Genomic DNA, 20,561 nt, shown 5'->3' on the forward strand with positions numbered 1-20,561 from the left:
ACCAAAACCATGCAAAGCACCACGCTGGCGCCCCATCATCGCTGTTCCAGCTCATCCAGCTGCTGGTAGAGCGTGGCAATATCGTGAATGCGCGGGCGACCTTTATCGAGAATTTCATGCAAAAAGGCGTTCGACAGCAGATTGATCAGGCTGTTGACCGACGCGTAGCTGTCGTAGGCCGACACGCTATCCAGCGGCGCGCAAAGCCGCCAGCGCGCCAGCGGAAACAGACCGTGGGCCTGCGGCTCGCACATCAGCAGCACCGGAATATCGCTGCTCTGTAGCTGCTGCAGCAGAGGGCGAATGATTCGCGGGCGGCGGCGGAATGCCATCACCACCACCAGGTCGTCGGCGCTGAGATCCACCAGTTCCTCGCTCAGGCTTTGTCCGGGCTGCGGCAGCACCAGTACCTGCCCGCGCGCCTGCAGTAGCTGCTGACGCAGATGCAGCGCCGCAGGATAAGCATTACGCATGCCGACAATCACAATACGCCGGGCGGCGACCAGCGCCTGAATCGCCTCGGCGAACTGCTGAACATCCAGCGCGTTAACCCATTGTGTCAGGTTGGCCATCTCCTGTTTATAGTGGCGCGCCAGCAGAGTATTGCCCTGTACCGCATCGCGATTGTCGGTCAGCGGCATACCGCTCTGGCGCAGGGTACGCAGCTCATCGCGCATATCCTTATACTTCTCATAGCCCAGGCGCTTGAACAGCCGGCTGACCGTGGCTTTTGACACGCCGCTAAGCTGCGCCAGCTCTGCGCTGTTGTAGCTAATCAGATCATCAAAATGATCGAAAATAAAATCCGCCACCCGCTGCTCCTGCGGCGATAATGACGGGTACTGCTCTTTCAGTCGTTCATCAAGCTGTTGCATAAGACCTCTGTAACTTTCGTTTCACCGCATCATAACCGTATCCGCATTCATAATGTATGCCAGTCCCGCCAAAAAAAGCGCGTTGTCGGCAACAGGTGAAACTTTACGTTCAGATATGGAACAGCTTTTGCAACCCTCAGCGGACGAGTCGCTTAATTGAGGAAAATTCATGCAAAGTCATGTTGCCGCCCACGGGATGGCGGTCGCCCCCCATCATCTGGCCAGCCAAAGCGCGCTGGCGGTACTGCGCGAAGGCGGAAGCGCCATCGAAGCCATGGTTGCCGCCGCCGCGACCATTGCGGTGGTTTATCCGCATATGAACGGCCTCGGCGGCGATGGTTTCTGGCTTATCGTGCCGCCCGAGGGCGACCCCATCGCCATTGACGCCAGCGGCGCGGCGGGTTCGCTGGCGACACCACAGGCCTACGCCGGCCTCGCGCAGATCCCCCATCGCGGTCCGCAGGCGGCGCTGACCGTAGCGGGCACCGTCAGCGGCTGGGACGAAGCGCTTAAGGTGTCGCGCGAGTTAACCGGCGCGGCCCTGCCGCTCACGCGTCTGCTGGAAGATGCCATCGGCTACGCCGCGAACGGTATCCCGGTTACCGCGTCGCAGGCCAGCGCGAGCGCCGATAAATTCAGTGAACTGTGCGACCAGCCCGGCTTCGCTGAAACCTTTCTGGTGGACGGCCAGCCGCCGAAGGCCGGGAGCCGCTTTCTGCAGCCGGCGCTGGCGAACACCCTGCGCCGATTAACCGAAGAAGGCCTGGATAGCTTCTATCGCGGGCCGCTGGCGGAGCAGCTGGCCCGCGGGATGGAAAAGTACGGACTGCCCGTCACCCTTAGCGACCTGCAGCAGCATCGCGCTCGCCGCCCCCAGCCGCTCAGGCTGGCGCATCGACACGGCGAACTATGGAACCTCGCGCCGCCGACTCAGGGGCTGGTTTCGCTGGCGATCCTCGGCATCACCGACAGGCTGGCGATGGCCGACGCCGACGATGCGATGACCGTCCACCGTATTGTGGAGGCGACCAAGCTGGCCTTCGGTCTGCGCGACGCGCACATCACCGATCCGCGCCACCTTGATGTTGATATTCAGAGCCTGCTGACACCGGCGGCGCTGCAGCCGCTGGCGGATAACATCGACGACCAGCGGGCGGCTCCGTGGGGCGCAGGTAAAGGCCCGGGCGATACCGTCTGGATGGGGGTGATCGATAAAAGCGGGCTGGCGGTCTCCTTTATCCAAAGCCTGTACCACGAATTCGGCAGCGGCGTGGTGCTGCCGGAGAGCGGCATTGTCTGGCAGAACCGCGGGGCATCGTTCAGCCTCGACCCGAGCCACCTGCTGGCGCTGGCGCCCGGTAAACAGCCGTTTCACACCCTCAACCCGGCCGCAGCAAAGCTGAACGATGGCCGGGTGATGGTTTACGGCTCCATGGGCGGCGACGGCCAGCCGCAAACCCAGGCCGCTATCTTCACCCGCTACGTCATGCAAAACGCGCCGCTGCAGGAAAGCATCACCCGACCGCGCTGGCTGCTGGGGCGCACCTGGGGGCAGACTTCCGACTCGCTCAAGCTGGAGGGCCGCTTCAGCGCCGAAAGCGTTGACCGCCTGCGTCAGTTGGGGCACGAGGTTGAAGTGCTGGCCGATTTCAGCGAAGCCATGGGCCATGCGGGGGCGATTGTACGTCATCCCAACGGCCTGTTTGAGGGGGCCAGCGATCCGCGCAGCAACGGCTCCGCCGCCGGATATTAGGAGCTGATAATGACAACATCGCAGAACGAATGGGACGCCTGGCTCTCGCAAATGGAACAGCTGCTGGCGCTGGAGCTGGACGATACGCGGCGCGCAGAACTCAGAGTGCAGTTTAGCCGCATTGCCGCCATGGCCGGGCCGTTGATGGCCTTTCCCCTCGACGAGCGCGTCGAAATCGCCGGAGTCTATAAAGCATGAAGCTGCCTGAAATGACCATTCACGAAATCCAGCGCGCGCTGGCCACCGGCGAACTCAGCGCCAAAGAGATTGCCCGCCACACCCTGGAGAATATCGCTCGCGTTAACCCGCAGATCAACGCCTGGACCCACGTCAGCGGAAAGCGCATGCTCGCTGAGGCGGAGAATATCGACACCCTGCGACGGGAAAAAAAGCCCCTGCCCGCACTGGCAGGCGTTCCCTACGCGGTGAAAAATCTGTTCGATGTCGCCGGCCATACCACCCTTGCCGGGGCGCAGCTGTTGAGCGATCGCCCTGCCGCCGTAGCCGACAGCTGGGCGGTGCGCCAGCTGCACAGCGCGGGCGCATTATTATCCGGCATGCTAAATATGGATGCCTACGCCTACGGTTTTACCACGGAAAACAGCCACTACGGGGCGACGCATAACCCGCACGATCTTTCGCGGATCGCCGGCGGCTCCTCGGGCGGGTCGGCAGCCGCAGTGGCCGCCGGGCTGGTGAATTTCTCGCTGGGCAGCGATACCAACGGCTCCATTCGCGTCCCGGCCTCGCTATGCGGGATCTTTGGCCTTAAGCCCACTTTTGGCCGCCTGTCGCGCTCCGGCAGTCATCCCTTTGTCGCCAGCCTTGACCATATCGGTCCTTTTGCCCGCAGCGTCGGCGATCTTGCGGCAGTTTACGATGCGCTGCAGGGGCGCGATCCGAGCGATGGTTTTCAGGCCGATAAAGCCAGCGAGCGTACGGCTAATCTGCTACCGCGTGGTCTCGATGGCCTGCGCTGCGCCGCGCTCGGCGGCTATTTTACGACATGGTGCGATGACGATGCCCGTGCGGCGGTTGCCAGCGTTGCCCACGCCCTTGAGGCGCATGAGGAGCTGATATTCCCGGAGGCCGAACTGGCCCGCTCGGCGGCGTTTATTATCAGCGCCGCCGAGGGCGGTAACCAGTACCTGCCCGCGCTGCGGAGCCAGCCCGAACGTTTTGAGCCGAACTCCCGCGAGCGGCTGCTGGCCGGCGCGATGATCCCCTCCGCCTGGTATCTCCAGGCTCAGCGCTTTCGCCGTTATGCGCAGCAGGCGTTCAAAGGCCTGTTCGCTCATGCCGATGTGCTAATCGCCCCGGCCACGCCGTGCAGCGCGACGCTCATCGGCGCGCAGACCATGGAGATCAACGGCCAGTCGCTGCCGATTCGCGCCAGCATGGGGATGCTGACCCAGCCCATCTCCTTCCTTGGCCTGCCGGTCGTCACGGTGCCGCTGCGCACGGCGAACGGTCAGCCGATTGGCCTGCAGCTGATTGCCGCGCCCTTTAATGAACAAGCCTGTCTGCGCGCGGCGCGGGCGCTGGAAGAGATGGGCATCACCAACGCCCGCCCGGTGGAGATCGCCGCATGATGAGCCCAGAACAGATTAATCGCCCGTTGGTTCTCGCCGAGGTGACGGCGGCGTTTTACCGCTATGAGGAAGCGCTGGTAAGCAACGACATCGCGGTGCTGGATGAGCTGTTCTGGCACGATAAGCGCACGGTGCGGCTGGGGGCCGGGGAAAATCTTTACGGCATCGATGAAATCCGCGCCTTTCGCGCCGCCCGTCCGGCAGCGGGTTTGCAGCGCGAGCTGCGGCATACCATCATCACCACCTTTGGCGAGGATTACGCGGTGTGTAGCACCGAATTCACCCGCGCAGGCAGCGAGCGCATCGGTCGCCAGCAGCAGACCTGGGTACGCTTCCCCTTTGGCTGGCGCATCGTCGCCGCTCAGGTCAGTTTGATGAGTTAAGCCCTGCGCATTTCCCGGTATCCCCCGGGTTGCGCTGCGCTTACCCGGGCTACGGGTCCGCAAACGTCTGCGATCCAGTAGCCCGGACAGATGTGCAGCATCGCCTCCGGGAAATGATGCCACTCTGCGCTATGCTCCCGGGTTGCGCTGCGCTTACCCGGGGAACGACTTTACCCCCTGAACGGATGAACGTCGCGCCAGTGGTCGGCAATCTGCTGACGGGTACAGACCCAAACCAGGTCGTGCTGCTGCACATAATCAAGGAAGCGCTGCAGCGCCCGGAAGCGGCCCGGGCGCCCCAGCAGGCGACAGTGCATACCGATGGACATCATCTTCGGCGCGCTGGCCCCCTCCGCGTACAGCACATCGAAGCTGTCTTTTAAATAGGTATAAAACTGCTCGGCGGTATTGAACCCCTGGGCAGTGGCGAAGCGCATATCGTTAGCGTCGAGGGTATAAGGCACGATCAGGTGCGGCCTACGCGAACCGTCGCTACAGGCCACTTCGCTCCAGAACGGCAGGTCGTCGCCATAATAGTCGCTGTCGTAATCAAAACCGCCGTGCTCCACCACCAGTTGGCGGGTATGGGGGCTGTCGCGCCCGGTATACCAGCCGGTGGGCGGTTTGCCAAACAGGTCGGTTAATACCTGCACGGCTTTATGAAGATGCTCCCGCTCCTGCTCGATAGGCATATTCTGGTAATGGATCCAGCGCCAACCGTGACTGACCACGTCATAGTTCGCCCTCTTAATCGCCTCAACCACCTCGGGATGCCGCGCCAGCGCCATCGCGACGCCGAACACGGTCAACGGCAATCCCCGTTTGCTGAACTCATTATGGATGCGCCAGAAGCCGGCGCGGCTGCCGTACTCATACAGCGAATCCATCGACATATGCCGGTCAGGATAGCTGGCGGCGCCGATAATATCGGACAGAAACTGTTCAGAACCGGCATCGCCGTGCAGCACGTGGTTTTCCGAGCCCTCTTCATAGTTCAGCACAAACTGCACGGCGATGCGCGCGTTGTTCGGCCACCGCGCGTGCGGCGGCTGTCCGCCGTAGCCGCGCAGGTCGCGCGGGTAATCTTCTGCCAAAAATGCCATCTGCCACCTCTTTCATTTAAAACGGGGTTAATGCCTGAAATTTGCCGCTCAACGCCTTGCTTTCCGGAAAGGCTAAATCGCCCTGCTTGCTGGTCGACAGGCCTAACGCCACCAGCGACTCAACCATTTTGACCGCCGCGCTGACGCCATCGATTACCGGTACGCGCAGCTCGCGGGTCAGCTCCTGAGCCAGCGTCGCCATCCCGCCGCATCCCAGTACGATAGCCCCGCAGCCGTCCTCCTTTAGCGCCTGAATACAGCGCGCGCGCACCTTCTCCTGCGCCAGACCACTACCGTCCTCCAGCGCCAGCACCGGTAAATCAATGGCGTGCAGGGCGGCGCAATGGTGATGGAAACCGTACTGGTGCAGCAGGTGGCGGGCGATAATCAGGGTGCGCGGCAGCGTGGTCACGATGGAGAAACGGGTGGCCACCAGCGTCGCCATATGCATCGCCGCTTCGGCAATCCCTACCACCGGCCCCTGCGCCAGCTCGCGCGCCGCCAGCAGCCCGGGGTCGCCAAAGCAGGCGATGACATGACCATCAACGCCCTGCTGGCGACCGGCCTTAATTTGCTCGAGCACGCCGACAGCGGCGATGGCTTCATCAAAGTGGCCCTCTATCGACGGCACCCCTTCGCCGGGGCAGACCGCCAGAATCTCGGTTCCCGGCGCGGCAACCGCCCGCGCGGCGGCGCCGATGCTTTCCGTCATGGCCAGGCTGGTGTTGGGATTGATGACTTGTATACAAACGGCGGCCATTACGGCTCCTTATAGCCGGCAAACAGCCGGGCAAAATCAGGCAGGGTCACGCCAGAACGCTCAAAGCAGAGACTGGCGACAATATGTTCAAAATGGTGGCTTAAGGCGTCGCTCAGGGGCTGCAGCGTTTTATCGCGCAGCAGCTGGATCAGCCGTTCGTGATCGTCGCAGCGGCAGCCCTGCCGCCACGGCGATCCCCACGCCGCGATAACTAATGAAGAGCGCTGGCTCAGGCGGGTCACCATCTCAGTGAGCACCTGATTGCCGGAGATCGCCTGCAGCTGAATATGAAACTCGGCGGAATAGCGAATCGCCGCCGGGCCGTCATGGCTTTCGTGGGCCAGCTGTTCCTGGCGGGTGATGGCTTCCAGCGCCGCCAGGTGCGGCGGCTGACAGCGGGCCAGCACATCCGGCAGGTTGGCCACTTCCAATAGCGCGCGGGTACGGAAGATCGCCTGCGCCTCTTCAACCGTCGGGCTGGCGACCTGTGCACCACGTTTGGGCGTCAGGATGGCCATTTGCACGGTTGCGAGTCGCTGCAGCACTTTTCTGATCCCGGTACGGCTCACGCCAAACACCTCCGCCAGCGCCTCCTCCGGCAGTTTGCTGCCCGGCGGTAGCTGATGCTCGACGATAGCGGTCATCAGCGCCTGAAAGATGGACTCGTCTTTGTCATGCAGCTCTGGCGCGGCCTGCAGCCGTTGTTGGTTGTTCATTAACCACTCCAAATTTTACTTTTTTACACCGAATCGTATACATAAAACTTATTTCTTGTATACAAAATTAACTATTTGGCCCAAATCCTGCAACGACACCAGCAATCTATTTCAACGGGTGTTCATTTACAGGAGCAGGTTTCATGCCAAATACACAAGCGATGCATCAGGTTAAGGCCGCTGATCCCCACGCTGGATACAGCCCACGGCTTTGCAATGAGGATCTGGCGCCGACGCGCGACCAGAACTGGAGCTGGTACAACATCTTTTCTTTCTGGATGTCGGACGTGCACAGCATGGGAGGCTACGTGGTGGCGGCGAGCTTCTTTACCCTTGGTCTTGCGAGCTGGCAGGTGCTGCTATGCCTGCTGGTGGGGATTTGTATCGTTCAGCTGTGCGCTAACCTGGTGGCAAAGCCCAGCCAGATGGCGGGGGTGCCCTACGCGGTGATCTGTCGTCAGGCGTTCGGCGTCTTTGGGGCTAATATCCCGGCGGTGATCCGCGGGCTTATCGCCTTCGCGTGGTACGGTATTCAGACTTATCTCGCCGCTAACGCGCTGATGCTGGTGCTGCTGAAGTTCTGGCCGTCGCTGTCGACCCTCACCGCATCCAGCTTCCTGGGCCTGTCGCATCTGGGCTGGCTCTGCTTCGCCACCATGTGGCTGCTGCAGGCGATGGTGTTCTGGCACGGGATGAACGCCATCAAGCGCTTTATCGATATCGCCGGCCCGGCGGTCTACGTGGTGATGCTGGCGCTGGCGGGATGGATTGTATACAAAACCGGTTTTGACGGGATCTCCTTTACCCTCGCCAGCAAATCGCTGAGCGCCGGGGAGCAGACCTGGCAGATGATCACCGCCACCGCGCTGGTGGTCTCCTACTTCTCCGGCCCGCTGCTCAACTTTGGCGATTTCTCGCGCTATGGCAAAAGCATGGGCGAGATCCGCCGCGGCAACCGCTGGGGCCTGCCGTTTAACTTCCTGCTGTTCTCCATCGTGACCGTGGTGATTGTCTCCGGCACGCAGTCGCTGTTTGGCCGCATGATCACCGACCCGATTGAGACCGTGAGCCGCGTAGGCAACGACCTGGCGGTCGCCATTGGCCTGCTGACCATGATCACCGCCACCATCGGGATTAATATCGTGGCCAACTTTGTCTCTCCGGCCTTCGATTTCTCTAACTGTTCGCCGCAGAAAATCAGCTTCCGCACCGGCGGGATGATTGCCGCCGTAGGGTCTATTCTGCTGACGCCGTGGAACCTGTTTAACTCGCCGGAGCTGATCCACTACACCCTCGACGTGCTGGGGGCGTTTATCGGCCCGCTGTTCGGCATCCTGATCGTGGATTTTTACATCATTAAGCGCGGGCAGGTTTCCGTTAACGACCTGTTTGACGACACGCCCAGGGGCCAGTACTGGTACCGCAACGGCTTTAACCCGAAAGCGATCGCCGCGCTGGTGCCCTCCGTCGCCATTGGCCTGATCATCAGCTTTATTCCGGCCCTGCACGAAGTGGCTAACTTTAGCTGGTTTATCGGCGTCTTCCTGAGCGGCGCGGCCTATCGCTGGATCGCCCGCGACGAACGCATCGGCGCCACCACCGGTTTCAGCCCTCTCGTCCAGAAAGAGTAACCCTGCCTCCCCGCCGCGGCGTGACGTCGCGGCGACTTTCCGCCCGCACAACCTGGCATCAATCTTGCTCTATCCACCTATCCTTTCGCTTACCCACAGGGCAGCTATGATGTTTGACTACCATGCCGCGGTTCGCGGCGCATTTTTCGATATCTCCGAGGTTGCCGAGAGCGCCGACGATATCGCCCGCCAGGCGCGCTATCTGGAGGATGGCGTGCTGTTTCTTCGCGACGGACGCATTCAGGCGCTGCTGCCGTGGCAGGAGGGCGAACGCTTTCTGCACCCGCAGAAGGGCTATCGCGACCTGCGCGGTAAGCTGCTGCTGCCGGGCTTTGTCGATGCCCACGTCCACTATCCGCAAACCGAGATGATTGGCGCATTTGGCGAGCAGCTGCTGGAGTGGCTCACCACCTATACCTTTCCGGTGGAGAGCCAGTTTGCCGATGCCGACTACGCCGCGGAGATCGCGCAATTTTTTGTCAACCAGCTGCTGAGCCACGGCACCACCACCGCGCTGGTCTTTTGTACGTTGCACCCTGAATCGGTGGATGCCCTGTTTAACGAAGCGCTGCGCCTCAATATGCGCCTGATCGCCGGGAAAGTGATGATGGACCGCCACGCGCCCGAGTATCTGAGCGAAAGCGCGGAGCAGAGCTACCGGCAAACCCGCGAACTGATTCAGCGCTGGCACCAGCGCGGCCGTCTGGGATACGCCATTACGCCGCGCTTCGCGCCGACCTCAACGCCGGAGCTGCTGGCGGCGGTGCAGCAGCTCCGGGAAGAGTTTCCCGATACCTGGCTGCATACCCACCTGAGCGAAAACCTCAATGAAGTGGCGTGGGTTAAAAGCCTCTGGCCGGAACATGAACACTATCTGGATGTTTATCATCACTATCGACTGACCGGCGAGCGCAGCGTATTTGCCCACGGTATTCATCTGGCGGATGCGGAGTGGCAGTGCCTGCACGAGACCGGCTCGGCGCTGGCCTTCTGCCCGACGTCAAACCTGTTCCTCGGCAGCGGGCTGTTTCGTTTACCGGCCTGTTGGCAGAACAAGGTGCGGATGGGTATCGGTAGCGATGTTGGCGCGGGCACCACCTTCAGTATGCTGCGCACCCTCGGCGAGGCGTATAAGGTCAGCCAGCTGCAAAGCTATCGTCTGCGCGCCAGCGAAGCGTTTTACCATGCGACCCTCGGCGGCGCGCGCGCCCTGCGCCTTGATGAGAAGATTGGTAATTTCCAGCCCGGTAAAGAGGCCGATTTTGTGGTTATCGACCCGGCGGTCACGCCGCTGCAAAGGTTACGCGGCGGGCGCTGCAAGGATATCTATGAGCAGCTGTTCGTCCTGATGACCCTGGGCGATGAGCGTAATATCAGCGAGACGTGGGTGAACGGCGAGCGCGTATGGGGAGATGCGGCTGCGGAGTAGTCCCTTTCCCGGAGGCGGCACGTTGTGCCTGTCCGGGCTGCAAGACCACAGGCAGTGCCGAACTCGTAGCCCGGACAGGCGCGCAGCGCCGCCTCCGGGGAAATTCAGAACCTGTAGCCCTGCCAGGCGTAGCGCCGCCGGGGCCATTTAGCTGCCGCGATAGGTGGACCAGCCGCCGGGGGCAATTAAAAACGGTAAATGATAGTGCTCATCCGCCTCCTCGCGGATGACGAAATCAATCTGCGCGCTCAGGTAGAGCGTCTCGCGCCCGCCGGCGGCAAACCACGCGCCAATTTCCGCGCTTAACCGGTAATGTCCTGGCGCCAGCGGCCCGGCACCGAGTTCGCCAATGCGGCCGTTATCATCGGTGACGCCGCAGGCAACCTGCGCGCCTTCGCACTCCAGCGTAATCTTTACGCCCTGCGCCGGTCGGCCGGTGGAAATATCGAGAATATGGGTGCTTAAGGTGCTCATTCGCCAATCGCTCCTTTCAGTCTTAACAAGGTAATTTCGCCTAGCTGGGCTAACGCGTCCCGTACTTCTGCGCTATCGCTGTTGTGCAGCCGACGCGACAGCGCCGCCAGGATTTCCTCCCCGCTGCGCCCTTTGGCGCGAATCAAAAAGACCCGGCCAAACCGCGCCTCGTAGCGGGTGTTACCCTCTTTCAGCGCCTGCGCCAGCGCAGCATCACGGTCATCAACGCTCCCCTGCTCCTGGCGGGAGAGCGCCGCATGGGCCTGCTGCCCGGTGGGCTTTTCGCCGATACGCGGATGGGCGTTCAGCGCCTCAGCCAGCTCCGCTTCCCCCCAACCTGCCATCAGCCGCTGGGCGGCGTCCAGCAGTTCCGCGCGGCTGCGCCATGGCCGACCGGCTGCCAGCGTCGCCGCCCAGCCAGAGACGGCCACGCAGGGTTCCAGCACGGCGACGGCCTGTTCGCCGCTCAGCTGATTAAAGTGATTCAGCGCGATCATCAGTACTCCTTGTGGCCGCCGCCGCGGCCGGTTTCTCTTCCGGGATAATCAGATTCAGGACAATCGCCACCAGCCCGCCGCTGGTCGCCGCGGAACCGAACAGGTTGCCGACGATCGGCGGGAAGTGGGTCAGAAACGCCGGGACCGCTTCAATGCCGAGACCAAAACCAAAGGCCAGACCGACGATCAGCATATCGCGGCGGGTCAGCGGTTTCTGGGTGATAATGCGGATCCCCGCCGCCACAACGCAGCCAAACATCACCATCGTCGCGCCGCCCAGCACCGGCGCCGGGATCTGGCGCAGTATCTCGCCGAACGGCGGAAACAAACCCAGCAGAATCAAAATCACCCCGATGTAGCGGCCAACGTAGCGGCTGGCGACGCCGGTCATCTGAATCACGCCGTTGTTTTGCGCAAAGGTCGTATTGGGGAACGCGCACAGCATCGCCGCCACCATGCAGCTGATGCCATCAGCCAGAATGCCGCCTTTCAGCCGTGAACGGAAGGCTTCGTTATCTATCGACTGCTGAGAGATGAGACAGTTGGCCGTCAGGTCGCCCACCGCCTCAAGAATGCACACCAGCGACACCAGGGCAATCGGCAAAAAAATGGCGCTGTTGAACTGGAAACCAAACGGGAACATCTGCGGTAAGCGAAACCAGACATCGCCGACGCCTTTAAGCTGGAACGAGCCGCTCAGCGCCGCCGCCGCGCAGCCGACGGCCATCCCCACCACCACCGACGAGAGGCGTAGCCAGCGGTTTTTCGCGCAGCTCAGCAGAACGATGGTCCCCAGCGTAACCGCGCCGAGGGCAATATTGCTCGTGCTGGCAAAGGCTTTAGCCTGTTCACCGCCGCACCAGTTAATCACGCTGACTTTGATCAGGCTAATGCCGATCAGCGCAATCACGCTGCCGGTAATCACCGGGGTAAAAATACGCTTCAGCGGTTCAATAAAGCGGCTGACGAGGCAGGGCACCAGCGCGGCGACAAAGTTAACGCCAAACAGCATGGCCATAATATCCTGAGGCGTGCCGCCCTGCCCTTTTACCCACATACCGCCGGCAATCGCCACCCCGAGGAACGCAAAGCTGGTTCCCTGCATACAGATCATGCCCGCGCCGATCCCCCACAGGCGGTTGGATTGCAGGAAGGTCCCGATGCCGGAAGCCAGCAGGGACATGCTGATCAAATAGGGCAGCCACTCCCCCAGCCCCAGCGCCGCGCCGATAATCAGCGGCGGCGTAATAATGCCTACCAGCCCGGCGAGTACGTGCTGTAAGGCGCTAAAAAAGGCCGGGAGCGGCGGGATCCGCTGCTCAAGGCCGTACAGTAAGCCGCCGTTTTTTTCATCTGACATGATCGTTTCATCCCGTTGCGAATAAGCGTGCGGGAACGGGTGCACAAAACAGGCCAAACTCACTCACATCTGAGCAACATTTAATTTTATTCATTTTTTTTCAAACAGATAACACATCATTTTCGCGACGTTCACGCTATATGGCCTCGGCGCGCCCATGAAACATTAGATTCTCAATTGCAAATTTAGAAATTATTGATTCATAAAAAGGCAATAAAAGCCGCTCTGCGCACCAACATTGTGCAATCGCACGGTAGCGGGGAGCCCGAATCGGCGAAATCAGCGCCTGCGCCAAAGTGGTACGCAAATTGCTCAAGCCAATAACGACGTATGTAAAGGAGAAGGAAATGAAAGCATTAGTTATCGGCGGCGGAATCGGCGGCCTGAGCGCGGCGGTGGCATTAAAAAATGCCGGTATCCACTGTGAAGTGTTTGAAGCGGTAAAAGAAATCAAGCCGGTGGGCGCGGCCATCTCCATCTGGCCTAACGGCGTCAAGTGCATGAAGCATTTAGGCATGGGCGATATTATCGAAAACTACGGCGGACCGATGCATTTTCTGGCCTACAAGGAGTATCTGCGGGGAGAGACGCTGACTCAATTTAGCCTCGCTCCGCTGATTGTGCGCACCGGCGGACGCCCCTGTCCGGTTTCCCGCGCCGAATTGCAGCGCGAAATGCTCAAATTCTGGGGACGGGAGGCAGTGCAGTTTGGTAAACGCGTTACCCGCTGCGAAGAAAACGCCGACGGCGTTCGGGTCTGGTTTACCGACGGATCGATGGCGGAGGGCGATTTTCTGATTGCCGCCGACGGCAGCCATTCGGCGCTACGCCCGTACGTGCTCGGCTATACGCCGGAACGCCGCTACGCGGGCTACGTTAACTGGAACGGTCTGGTCGATATTGATGAAGCGATTGCGCCCGGCAATCAGTGGACGACCTTCGTCGGAGAAGGGAAACGCGTTTCGCTGATGCCGGTTTCCGGGGGGCGATTTTACTTTTTCTTTGACGTCCCGCTCCCGGCGGGGCTGGCCGAGGACCGCAGCACCCTGCGGGCGGATCTCAGCCGCTATTTCAGCGGCTGGGCGCCACAGGTGCAGAAGCTGATCGCCGCCCTCGACCCGCAGACCACCAACCGTATTGAAATCCACGATATTGAACCGTTCGCCAAGCTGGTTCGCGGCAGAGTTGCGTTACTGGGCGATGCCGGACACAGCACCACGCCGGATATCGGCCAGGGGGGCTGCGCGGCGCTGGAGGATGCGGTGGTGCTGGGGGAGGTGTTCAGCCAGAGCCGCGATATCAGCGGGGTTTTGCGTCAGTACGAAGCGCAGCGCTGCGACCGGGTGCGCGACCTGGTGCTGAAGGCGCGTAAGCGCTGCGATGTGACCCACGGTAAAGATATGGCGCTGACGGAAGCCTGGTATCAGGAGCTGAAATCCGAAACCGGAGAGCGAATTATCAACGGCCTGTGCGAAACCATTCAGGGCGGCCCGCTGGGGTAAAGCTCCTGGCATCAGCCCCCTTCCCGGCTCGCGGCGTAAACGCCTTAGCTGGGCTACCGGTCAGCAGACGATGGTGAACTGGTAGCCCGGTCAGCGCAACGCCACCGGGGAAGCAGGCCGCAGAGAATTGCAGGCCGGGCAGATTACGCAGACGGGAGGGAAGCCGCTGTCCCGCCCTGTATCGCCTCCATCACCGCGGTCAGCTTCTGGATCGCCATCTGCGCCGGACGTGAAAGCTGGCGTGATGGCGCGGCGCACAGGGCCAGGGTAAGCGGCCGCAGCAGACGGTTGCGCAGCGGGACAAACGCCAGCTGGCCGAGCGCGATCTCCTCCAGCACGTCCAGACGGCTGAGGAGGGTCACGCCGCCGCCTTTAAGCACCAGCGATTTAATCAACCGAATATCGTTGCAGCTGATGCTGTTCGTCGGGGAAAAATCATAATGGCGATAGAGCATCGCGACCCGCTCGTGGACGATCAGCGGCGCGCCGGGAAGAATATGCCGCTCCTCGCTTAGCTCGCCCAAAGACAGCATCTTAGCCTGCGCCCGAGGGTGATCCGGACACATCACCACCCCCATCTCCAGTTCGGCAAAGGCCAGCACGCTAAGCCCCGCCTGGCCTTCGGGATCGAGAATCAGACCGAAATCGAGATCCGCCTGCCGTACCTTCTGGCTGACGCTATGACTATCCGCCACCTGCAGATCCAGTTCCAGCCATGGCCAGCTGCTGATAATGTCCGCCAGCGCGGCGGCAAAGCTCCCTTCCGCCAGCGCCTGCACCATGCCGAGGCTGACGGAGCCGCGTTTAAGCCCCTGCAACTCATCAAACTTTTGCCGCGTCAGCTGAAACTCCTTTTGCCAGCGCAGCAGATTGTCGTACAGCAGCTCGCCGGCGGTGGTCATGCGTAGCCCCTCCGGCAGACGCTCAAACAGCGGCGTGCCGAAATCCTCTTCCGCCTGCAGAATTTGCCGGTTGATAGCCGAAGCGGAAATATGCAGTTTCTCCCCGGCCCGCCGCAGGCTACCGCTGCGCGCCACTTCGGTAAAATAGATAGCGAAACGTGAAAATGGGCTCATCGTGGACCTGTTCTCTTTTTTGCAACAGCTGAATGAATTCTTGCTGATGGATGTCAACACCCTAATATGGCAACAATAAACTCACAACAATTAAACAAATATTTTTGTGAGCAGGAAGAGAAGCCATGAACAGACCACAACCTACCCCACCCGCCCACTGCACCTTTGCGCCAGAGGACTGGCTGCGCCTGGCAAAATGCTGGCACCCGGTTGCCCGCGCCTGCGATATTGGCCCCGCCCCGGTGAAAGCCACCCTGCTTGATGAACAGCTGGTCATCTATCGTATTAAGGGCCAGGTGGTCGTTGCACGCGACGTCTGCCCCCATCGCGGCGTACCGCTGACGCTCGGTTTTCACGATGAAGAGGGAATTGTCTGCCCGTACCACGGCCTGCGCTTCGGTGAGGATGGCCGCTGCAACCGTATCCCTTCCAGCCCCGACCAGCCGGTACCGGCGAAACTCAACCTCACCAGCTTTGCGGTAGAAGAACGTTATGGCCTGATCTGGACCTGCCTGGCCTTCGATCCGCAAGACCCGATGCCGCTGCCGGTGATGCCGCACTGGCACGACGATGGCTTTCAGCAAATCAACTGCCCGGCTTTTGAGGTCAACGGTTTTGCGGGTCGCCAGGTCGAGGGATTTCTTGATGTTGCCCATTTTGCCTGGATCCATACCGGGACTTTCGCCGACCCCAATAACCAGGTGGTGCCGGACTACAACCCGCAGGAGACGGCGTTTGGGTTTATCGCCGATTACTGGAGTTCAGTCGGCAACTATCCCGCCAGCACCGAATTTCGCGCGCCGGAAGGCTTCCAGTGGCTGCGCCATTTTGAAATGCATTTGCCGTTTACCGCCACCCTGACGATTCATTTCCCCGAGGACGCCAGGCTGGTGATTATGAACGCCGCCTCGCCGGTATCCTCGCGCATTACTCGTATGTTCGCGCCCATCGCGCGCAATTTCGATCTGCACGTACCGGTGGAAGACGTTCACGCCTTTAACCTGCGCGTCTTTGAGGAAGACCGCATGATGGTAGAGACCCAGCGCCCGGAAAGATTGCCGCTGGATTTAACGCTGGAAGCGCATATTCCTGCCGACCGCAGCTCCATCGCCTATCGGCGCGGGCTGAAGAAAATGGGCTTCGGCGATTTTTTCCTCGTGTAAGTGGAGCAGCACTATGAATGAGGTATTACAGGTCATTGTCGACGGCCTCTGGCGTCAGGGAAGCCAGAGCCTCGCCGTCAGGCTGGTGGCGCCGGAGGGTCAGACGCTCCCTGCCTGGCAGCCCGGCGCGCATATTGACGTTCATCTGCCGTGCGGCATTATCCGCCAGTATTCGCTGACCGGCCCTGATAGCGTCGCTGACGGATATCTGATTTGCGTGGCCCTCGACAGCGCATCCCGCGGCGGCTCGCGCTACATTCATCAGCAGCTGCGCCCCGGCCAGACGCTGTTGATTTCCCCTCCGCGCAATCTGTTCCCTCTGCAGGCGGCAGAGCGGGTGACGCTGCTGGCCGCCGGCATCGGGATTACGCCGCTGTATGCCATGGCGCTAAGGCTGGAGGCAGAAGGCGTGCCGTTTACCCTGCACTACTATCTTAAGAGCCGCGCGCGCGGGGCGTTTATCCGCGAACTGCAACAGCGATTTAGCGCCGAAAGCGTGGTAATTCACTGTTCAAGCGAAGGGCGCAGCGCCAGGCAAAACCTGGATGCGGCGCTGAATAGTGCACATGCCGGGCAGCCGATATATCTCTGCGGGCCGGCAGGATTTATGGCCGCCGCGCACCGGGCCGCCCTGGCGCAGGGATGGGCGGAAGCGCGGATCCACAGCGAAGCCTTTCAGCCTGTCGCTACGCCAGCGGCGTGCGCAGAGGAAAACACCTTTAACGTGATCCTTGCCTCCTCGGGCGAACGCTGGCCGGTACCCGCGCATAAAACCATCGCTCAGGTCCTCCAGGAGAACGGCATCGCCGTCCCCCTCTCCTGCGAAATGGGGATTTGCGGCGCCTGCCTGACGCCGGTTATTGAAGGCATCGTCGACCACCGCGATACCGTGCAGTCGGAGGCAGAGAAATCCGCCAGCGCGCAGCAGATAGCCCTGTGCTGCTCGCGCAGCCGGTCAGCGAATTTGTGCATTGATTTATAGTCCGGCGGCGTTGGCCAGTGACCTGCCCGTAATACAATCAATCATAAGCCAGCGGGGGCACCGAGGGTTAATGACGAATAAGTACGATTTAACAGGCTCCATTGCCTCAAGCAATAATCTTATGAAGTAAAGGCGTTATCGCGATACATGATAAACATCGCGGCTGGCGAATGTTGTATGCAGTATTAACGAAAACTCCACTGCACGCTGATGACAAAAACGGCCGGGAGAATAATTCCGCTTTCGATGCCGAAATAATCGGTAAAGTTATACTGGAGACCATGGTAAATATAGGGAGAAAATCCAATGCCGGTCGCATCTTTAAAATCCTTATATGAGCCATGGTCGCCGCAGTGCTCAAAAGCATCGAAGAAAAATTCGCCGACGTAGCCATAAATCCCCTTAAATACCCAGCCGCTGCCCAACGACGCCCAGTCGCGGCGTACCCCGAGCGCAATACAGCGATCGTCAAAGCTGTTTTTCATCGTCCCGACCAGCAGGCTGTACTTCGAATCCGCGGAGAACTTGCGTTCAACCGAGGCAAACTGGTTATCAAAGCCCTCGGTGTACTGGCCGTGATTGTTTGACAGATGATAGATCCAGGAGCCGGTATTAACCGAATAAAGAGTGATTTCATCAGCCTCTGCGGCCGTCGACGCAGCCATCAGGGCAGCACTCGCCACGGCGATGGTTATCTTTGTGCCCATTAACATCATCCTCTGCTTGAGGTCGCCGCCCGGTTGGATAATCAGAGTATAGAAATCGTCGGTGGCCCCTGCCTGAGAAATGATAAATTTTCTGCAAAAAGATATTTAAATGTAGTTTTAAAGATGAATAATAATTAGATAGCGCATTTCGTCAGATAATTATGCCGCCAGGAAGCGAAAAAATCAGATATGATTATATTTCTCTGTTCCAGGATTGATTAAGGAGTCATAAAATACCTGGCGTGCCACCAGGCATTTTTTGCAATAGCATTAACGCTGGCAAATGTTAATCAGCAATTCCGCCATCCAGCGGTGGCTCCTCTCCTGGGCCGCCGTTTCATGCCATGAAAGATAGCAGGTGCGACTGTTCATTTCTAAAGGCAGCGGCAGCAGCTGGAGCGCAAACTGTTCTTCAAACTCTTTGGCCAGCCACTCAGGCGCAATGGCCACCATATTGGTTTGCGACACCACGCTCAGCACGCTGACCATGGCGTTTCCGTGGAATGCGACGCAGGCCTGCTGTTCCTCAGAGCTATACCAGGGATGGCTGAATGAGCCGTAGCGATCCAGCGCAACGGTAGCGTGCTGCTCGCGATAAATATCCAGCTCGGTCAACGGCGATGCAATACGCGGATGATTCCGCCTGGCCACCAGCACCATGCGATCGTTGAACAGCGGGATGCTGGTGAACTCCGGGTGGTTGAACTTGTTGTAATCGAGAACAAATTCAACTTCCTGATAGCGAAGCTGGTTGATGACCTGCTGGCTTAGGGTAGATTTAAAGGAGAGACTGACCCGAGGCGCAATCTCGCTCACTTTATTAAAAATAAGCGGTGTCAGATAGTTATCCAGCGGGCTACAGACGCAAAGATGGTAAATACGTTCGCAGTCCAGCGGATCGAACAGCGTATCCGGTAGCTCATTTTGCACCAGCTGCAGAGCGCGTCGAACCGAGCCGAATAGCTGAAAGGCGCGATCGGTCGGTTTAATCCCACGACCGTTACGGACAAACAGTTCATCCTTAAACAGCACCTTGAGGCGCGATACCGCGCTGCTCACCGCTGGCTGAGACATGCCGAGCGTTTGTGCCGCCTTGGTTAAGCTTTGCTCTTGCATAACGGTATCGAAAATAGTCAGCAGGTTAAGATCGACTTTCCGTAATACGGGCTGCAGGACTTTCGGTTCAGAGGTTGGTTTAGATATTGTATTTTCACTCATGTAGGGAACTCCACCAGCACATTAATCAGCGATCCTGCTTCGTAACACTGAGACCTTTCGCCAAAGCAAAAAAACAGGCAGATAAATCATCATCGGCCACAGTAGCCATGTGTTATCGGTTTCCAGCAGCACGCTCAAATGGACGAAACTTATTAGTAAAATGGTAAACAGCAGAAGAATATGAAACGTGTTGTGTTTTCTGGAGAAAACGGCATAGCGGTAAAGCATTATTTTTCCTTTCGTTCACTCCTTGAACAAAAGAGAATACCATATAAAAAGTGGTGAAATTTCTGAAAAATACGCGACTTAATCCGAATAAGTTAATTCTCATTGAAATTATTAAGATGTTCTTAGGTAAATCGCAGAAAAAACCAAAATCCAGATATTAATTTACCGGCGGTAACCAATAATACTTTTCATTAACATTCCATCGCGATGAATAACTGACAACGGAAACTATTACACGCGTAATGGTCACCTCAATGCAGTAATCGTCATAAAGCGATTATCGGACTGTGATAAAGAAATCGTTAATTTCAGCGCTAGCATCTTTAGCGCGCGTCATGACCGGGAAAGGCTGACGGACGGTCGGCGGTTGCCAGGTGTGCAATGTTAATCAGTGGGCTAAATCGGATTTGGGCCGCCATCGAGGCCTCGAACCCCGTTCCCTACAACGTACGTCGTTCGCTCTTCCTGATGAGCTAATGGCGGTCAGATGCTAATCGCTCAACGTCAGCAGCGGCGTGCCGATAACGATGAGCGGCGCGCATGGTATCGAGAATAATTAGCCATGTAAATAATATAAATGCATGAAATATCCCTGTGACAGCGCTATCTGCTGGAAAGTCGCCGCCCCGTTAAGCAGACAGACAAAACCTTACACGGTACCCTCTTGAACATTGATAAGTATTGTTTATGATCCTCGGTTCTGAAACGTACGGGTCACCTATGCGCAATCGTCAGCTTCCTGGAAAATGGTTTTTGGTATTGACTTGCCTGGTCATGGCTATTTGCCTTGTTCAGCGGGCGGTCTATGTACACCATTTTTTGGACAACGCCGCGCGCCAGGTTCAGGAACCCGCCGTCAGCGCACTGTCGCAGCAGCCGTCAGCGGATGAAGCTGAGCAAGGGCCCTCTCCCTGTCAGCTGAGCGCCAAATCTCTGCTCTGCGCGCAGCCGCTGTTCTTCGATGGCGCCTTACCGGCCATCATTCTGTTCCTTACTCTGCTTCAGCTGCCTGCCGCGGCACGTGCCTGGGTCTTCCGGGACGATCCCGTTCGGCCGCCCACGCTACGAATTCATCTCAAAAACTGCGTTTTCCGTGAATGAAAAAATCGTTT

19 protein-coding genes and 1 pseudogene are annotated in these 20,561 nt (G+C 59.2%); 10 read left to right on the forward strand and 10 right to left on the reverse strand.

Going from position 1 to position 20,561, the window contains the following annotated elements:
- Positions 1–35 precede the first annotated feature (35 nt).
- On the reverse strand, positions 36–875 hold the full coding sequence (gene hpxU, locus HMPREF3178_RS28945; RefSeq protein WP_004100902.1) for a MurR/RpiR family transcriptional regulator HpxU: 840 nt from the start codon (positions 873–875) through the stop codon (positions 36–38).
- Between the two features lie 169 nt (positions 876–1,044).
- Here hpxU and hpxW point away from each other — a divergent pair, with 169 nt between their 5' ends.
- Genes hpxW through hpxZ form a run of 4 tightly spaced genes read left to right on the forward strand, consistent with a single transcriptional unit; the run spans position 1,045 to position 4,603 of the window.
- The gene (hpxW, locus tag HMPREF3178_RS28950; protein ID WP_004100900.1) at positions 1,045–2,628 is read left to right on the forward strand and encodes an oxamate amidohydrolase; all 1,584 of its coding nucleotides are present in this window, start codon (positions 1,045–1,047) and stop codon (positions 2,626–2,628) included.
- Positions 2,629–2,637: 9 nt separating this feature from the next.
- Positions 2,638–2,826, forward strand: coding sequence for an oxalurate catabolism protein HpxX (gene hpxX, locus HMPREF3178_RS28955; protein WP_004100898.1), 189 nt, complete (start codon positions 2,638–2,640; stop codon positions 2,824–2,826).
- Positions 2,823–4,220, forward strand: a complete 1,398-nt coding sequence (locus HMPREF3178_RS28960) for an AtzE family amidohydrolase (RefSeq protein ID WP_017146159.1) — start codon at positions 2,823–2,825, stop codon at positions 4,218–4,220. The genes hpxX and HMPREF3178_RS28960 overlap by 4 nt, the downstream gene beginning before the upstream one ends.
- Entirely contained in the window at positions 4,217–4,603 is a 387-nt protein-coding gene (gene hpxZ / locus HMPREF3178_RS28965; RefSeq protein WP_004100894.1) for an oxalurate catabolism protein HpxZ, read from the forward strand. The genes HMPREF3178_RS28960 and hpxZ overlap by 4 nt, the downstream gene beginning before the upstream one ends.
- Positions 4,604–4,773: 170 nt before the next feature.
- Here hpxZ and puuE read toward each other — a convergent pair whose 3' ends face one another.
- From puuE to HMPREF3178_RS28980, 3 genes and pseudogenes are all read right to left on the reverse strand, one after another.
- Positions 4,774–5,706 carry an allantoinase PuuE gene (gene puuE, locus HMPREF3178_RS28970; RefSeq protein ID WP_017146160.1) on the reverse strand — a complete coding sequence of 311 codons (933 nt, stop codon included), beginning with the start codon at positions 5,704–5,706 and terminating at the stop codon, positions 4,774–4,776.
- Between the two features lie 40 nt (positions 5,707–5,746).
- Positions 5,747–6,466, reverse strand: a pseudogene (hpxA, locus tag HMPREF3178_RS28975) (allantoin racemase); the annotation flags it as partial.
- Positions 6,466–7,182: a GntR family transcriptional regulator gene (locus HMPREF3178_RS28980; RefSeq protein ID WP_017146161.1), complete on the reverse strand. Its 717-nt coding sequence runs from the start codon at positions 7,180–7,182 to the stop codon at positions 6,466–6,468. The pseudogene hpxA and the gene HMPREF3178_RS28980, both read right to left, overlap by 1 nt.
- A gap of 143 nt (positions 7,183–7,325) precedes the next feature.
- Between HMPREF3178_RS28980 and HMPREF3178_RS28985 the strand changes: the two genes are divergently transcribed.
- On the forward strand, positions 7,326–8,813 hold the full coding sequence (locus tag HMPREF3178_RS28985) for an NCS1 family nucleobase:cation symporter-1 (RefSeq protein WP_016807375.1): 1,488 nt from the start codon (positions 7,326–7,328) through the stop codon (positions 8,811–8,813).
- A gap of 109 nt (positions 8,814–8,922) precedes the next feature.
- Positions 8,923–10,242, forward strand: a complete 1,320-nt coding sequence (guaD, locus tag HMPREF3178_RS28990) for a guanine deaminase (RefSeq protein ID WP_017146162.1) — start codon at positions 8,923–8,925, stop codon at positions 10,240–10,242.
- Positions 10,243–10,389: 147 nt separating this feature from the next.
- Here the strand turns inward: guaD and uraH are convergent, their stop codons facing one another.
- The 3 genes from uraH to HMPREF3178_RS29005 are packed head-to-tail and all read right to left on the reverse strand — an operon-like array spanning position 10,390 to position 12,573.
- Positions 10,390–10,716, reverse strand: a complete 327-nt coding sequence (gene uraH, locus HMPREF3178_RS28995) for a hydroxyisourate hydrolase (RefSeq protein ID WP_004100883.1) — start codon at positions 10,714–10,716, stop codon at positions 10,390–10,392.
- Positions 10,713–11,213, reverse strand: a complete 501-nt coding sequence (gene uraD, locus HMPREF3178_RS29000) for a 2-oxo-4-hydroxy-4-carboxy-5-ureidoimidazoline decarboxylase (protein WP_017146163.1) — start codon at positions 11,211–11,213, stop codon at positions 10,713–10,715. The genes uraH and uraD overlap by 4 nt, the downstream gene beginning before the upstream one ends.
- The gene (locus tag HMPREF3178_RS29005; protein ID WP_017146164.1) at positions 11,191–12,573 is read right to left on the reverse strand and encodes a nucleobase:cation symporter-2 family protein; all 1,383 of its coding nucleotides are present in this window, start codon (positions 12,571–12,573) and stop codon (positions 11,191–11,193) included. Before HMPREF3178_RS29005 ends, uraD begins: the two co-directional genes overlap by 23 nt.
- 347 nt (positions 12,574–12,920) lie before the next feature.
- Between HMPREF3178_RS29005 and hpxO the strand changes: the two genes are divergently transcribed.
- The gene (hpxO, locus tag HMPREF3178_RS29010) at positions 12,921–14,075 is read left to right on the forward strand and encodes an FAD-dependent urate hydroxylase HpxO (RefSeq protein WP_017146165.1); all 1,155 of its coding nucleotides are present in this window, start codon (positions 12,921–12,923) and stop codon (positions 14,073–14,075) included.
- A 143-nt stretch (positions 14,076–14,218) separates the two neighbouring features.
- Here hpxO and hpxR read toward each other — a convergent pair whose 3' ends face one another.
- Positions 14,219–15,151: a LysR family hpxDE operon transcriptional regulator HpxR gene (gene hpxR / locus HMPREF3178_RS29015; protein ID WP_004100870.1), complete on the reverse strand. Its 933-nt coding sequence runs from the start codon at positions 15,149–15,151 to the stop codon at positions 14,219–14,221.
- 125 nt (positions 15,152–15,276) lie between these two features.
- Between hpxR and hpxD the strand changes: the two genes are divergently transcribed.
- Both hpxD and HMPREF3178_RS29025 read left to right on the forward strand, forming a co-directional pair.
- Positions 15,277–16,314, forward strand: coding sequence for a molybdenum cofactor-independent xanthine hydroxylase subunit HpxD (gene hpxD / locus HMPREF3178_RS29020; protein ID WP_004112020.1), 1,038 nt, complete (start codon positions 15,277–15,279; stop codon positions 16,312–16,314).
- A gap of 13 nt (positions 16,315–16,327) precedes the next feature.
- Positions 16,328–17,296 carry a PDR/VanB family oxidoreductase gene (locus HMPREF3178_RS29025; protein WP_016807371.1) on the forward strand — a complete coding sequence of 323 codons (969 nt, stop codon included), beginning with the start codon at positions 16,328–16,330 and terminating at the stop codon, positions 17,294–17,296.
- A 185-nt stretch (positions 17,297–17,481) separates the two neighbouring features.
- On the opposite strand, the gene HMPREF3178_RS29030 is transcribed toward HMPREF3178_RS29025, so the two are convergent.
- A complete protein-coding gene (locus tag HMPREF3178_RS29030; protein WP_162098346.1) occupies positions 17,482–17,961 on the reverse strand; it encodes a hypothetical protein in 480 nt (159 codons plus the stop codon).
- Between the two features lie 312 nt (positions 17,962–18,273).
- The gene (gene leuO / locus HMPREF3178_RS29035) at positions 18,274–19,221 is read right to left on the reverse strand and encodes a transcriptional regulator LeuO (protein WP_016807369.1); all 948 of its coding nucleotides are present in this window, start codon (positions 19,219–19,221) and stop codon (positions 18,274–18,276) included.
- Positions 19,222–20,169: 948 nt separating this feature from the next.
- Between leuO and HMPREF3178_RS29050 the strand changes: the two genes are divergently transcribed.
- Entirely contained in the window at positions 20,170–20,550 is a 381-nt protein-coding gene (locus HMPREF3178_RS29050) for a hypothetical protein (RefSeq protein WP_016807368.1), read from the forward strand.
- The last annotated feature ends 11 nt before the right edge of the window (positions 20,551–20,561 follow it).

Origin of the sequence: Klebsiella sp. HMSC09D12 (assembly GCF_001808475.1) — a bacterium.
Classification (GTDB): domain Bacteria; phylum Pseudomonadota; class Gammaproteobacteria; order Enterobacterales; family Enterobacteriaceae; genus Klebsiella; species Klebsiella oxytoca.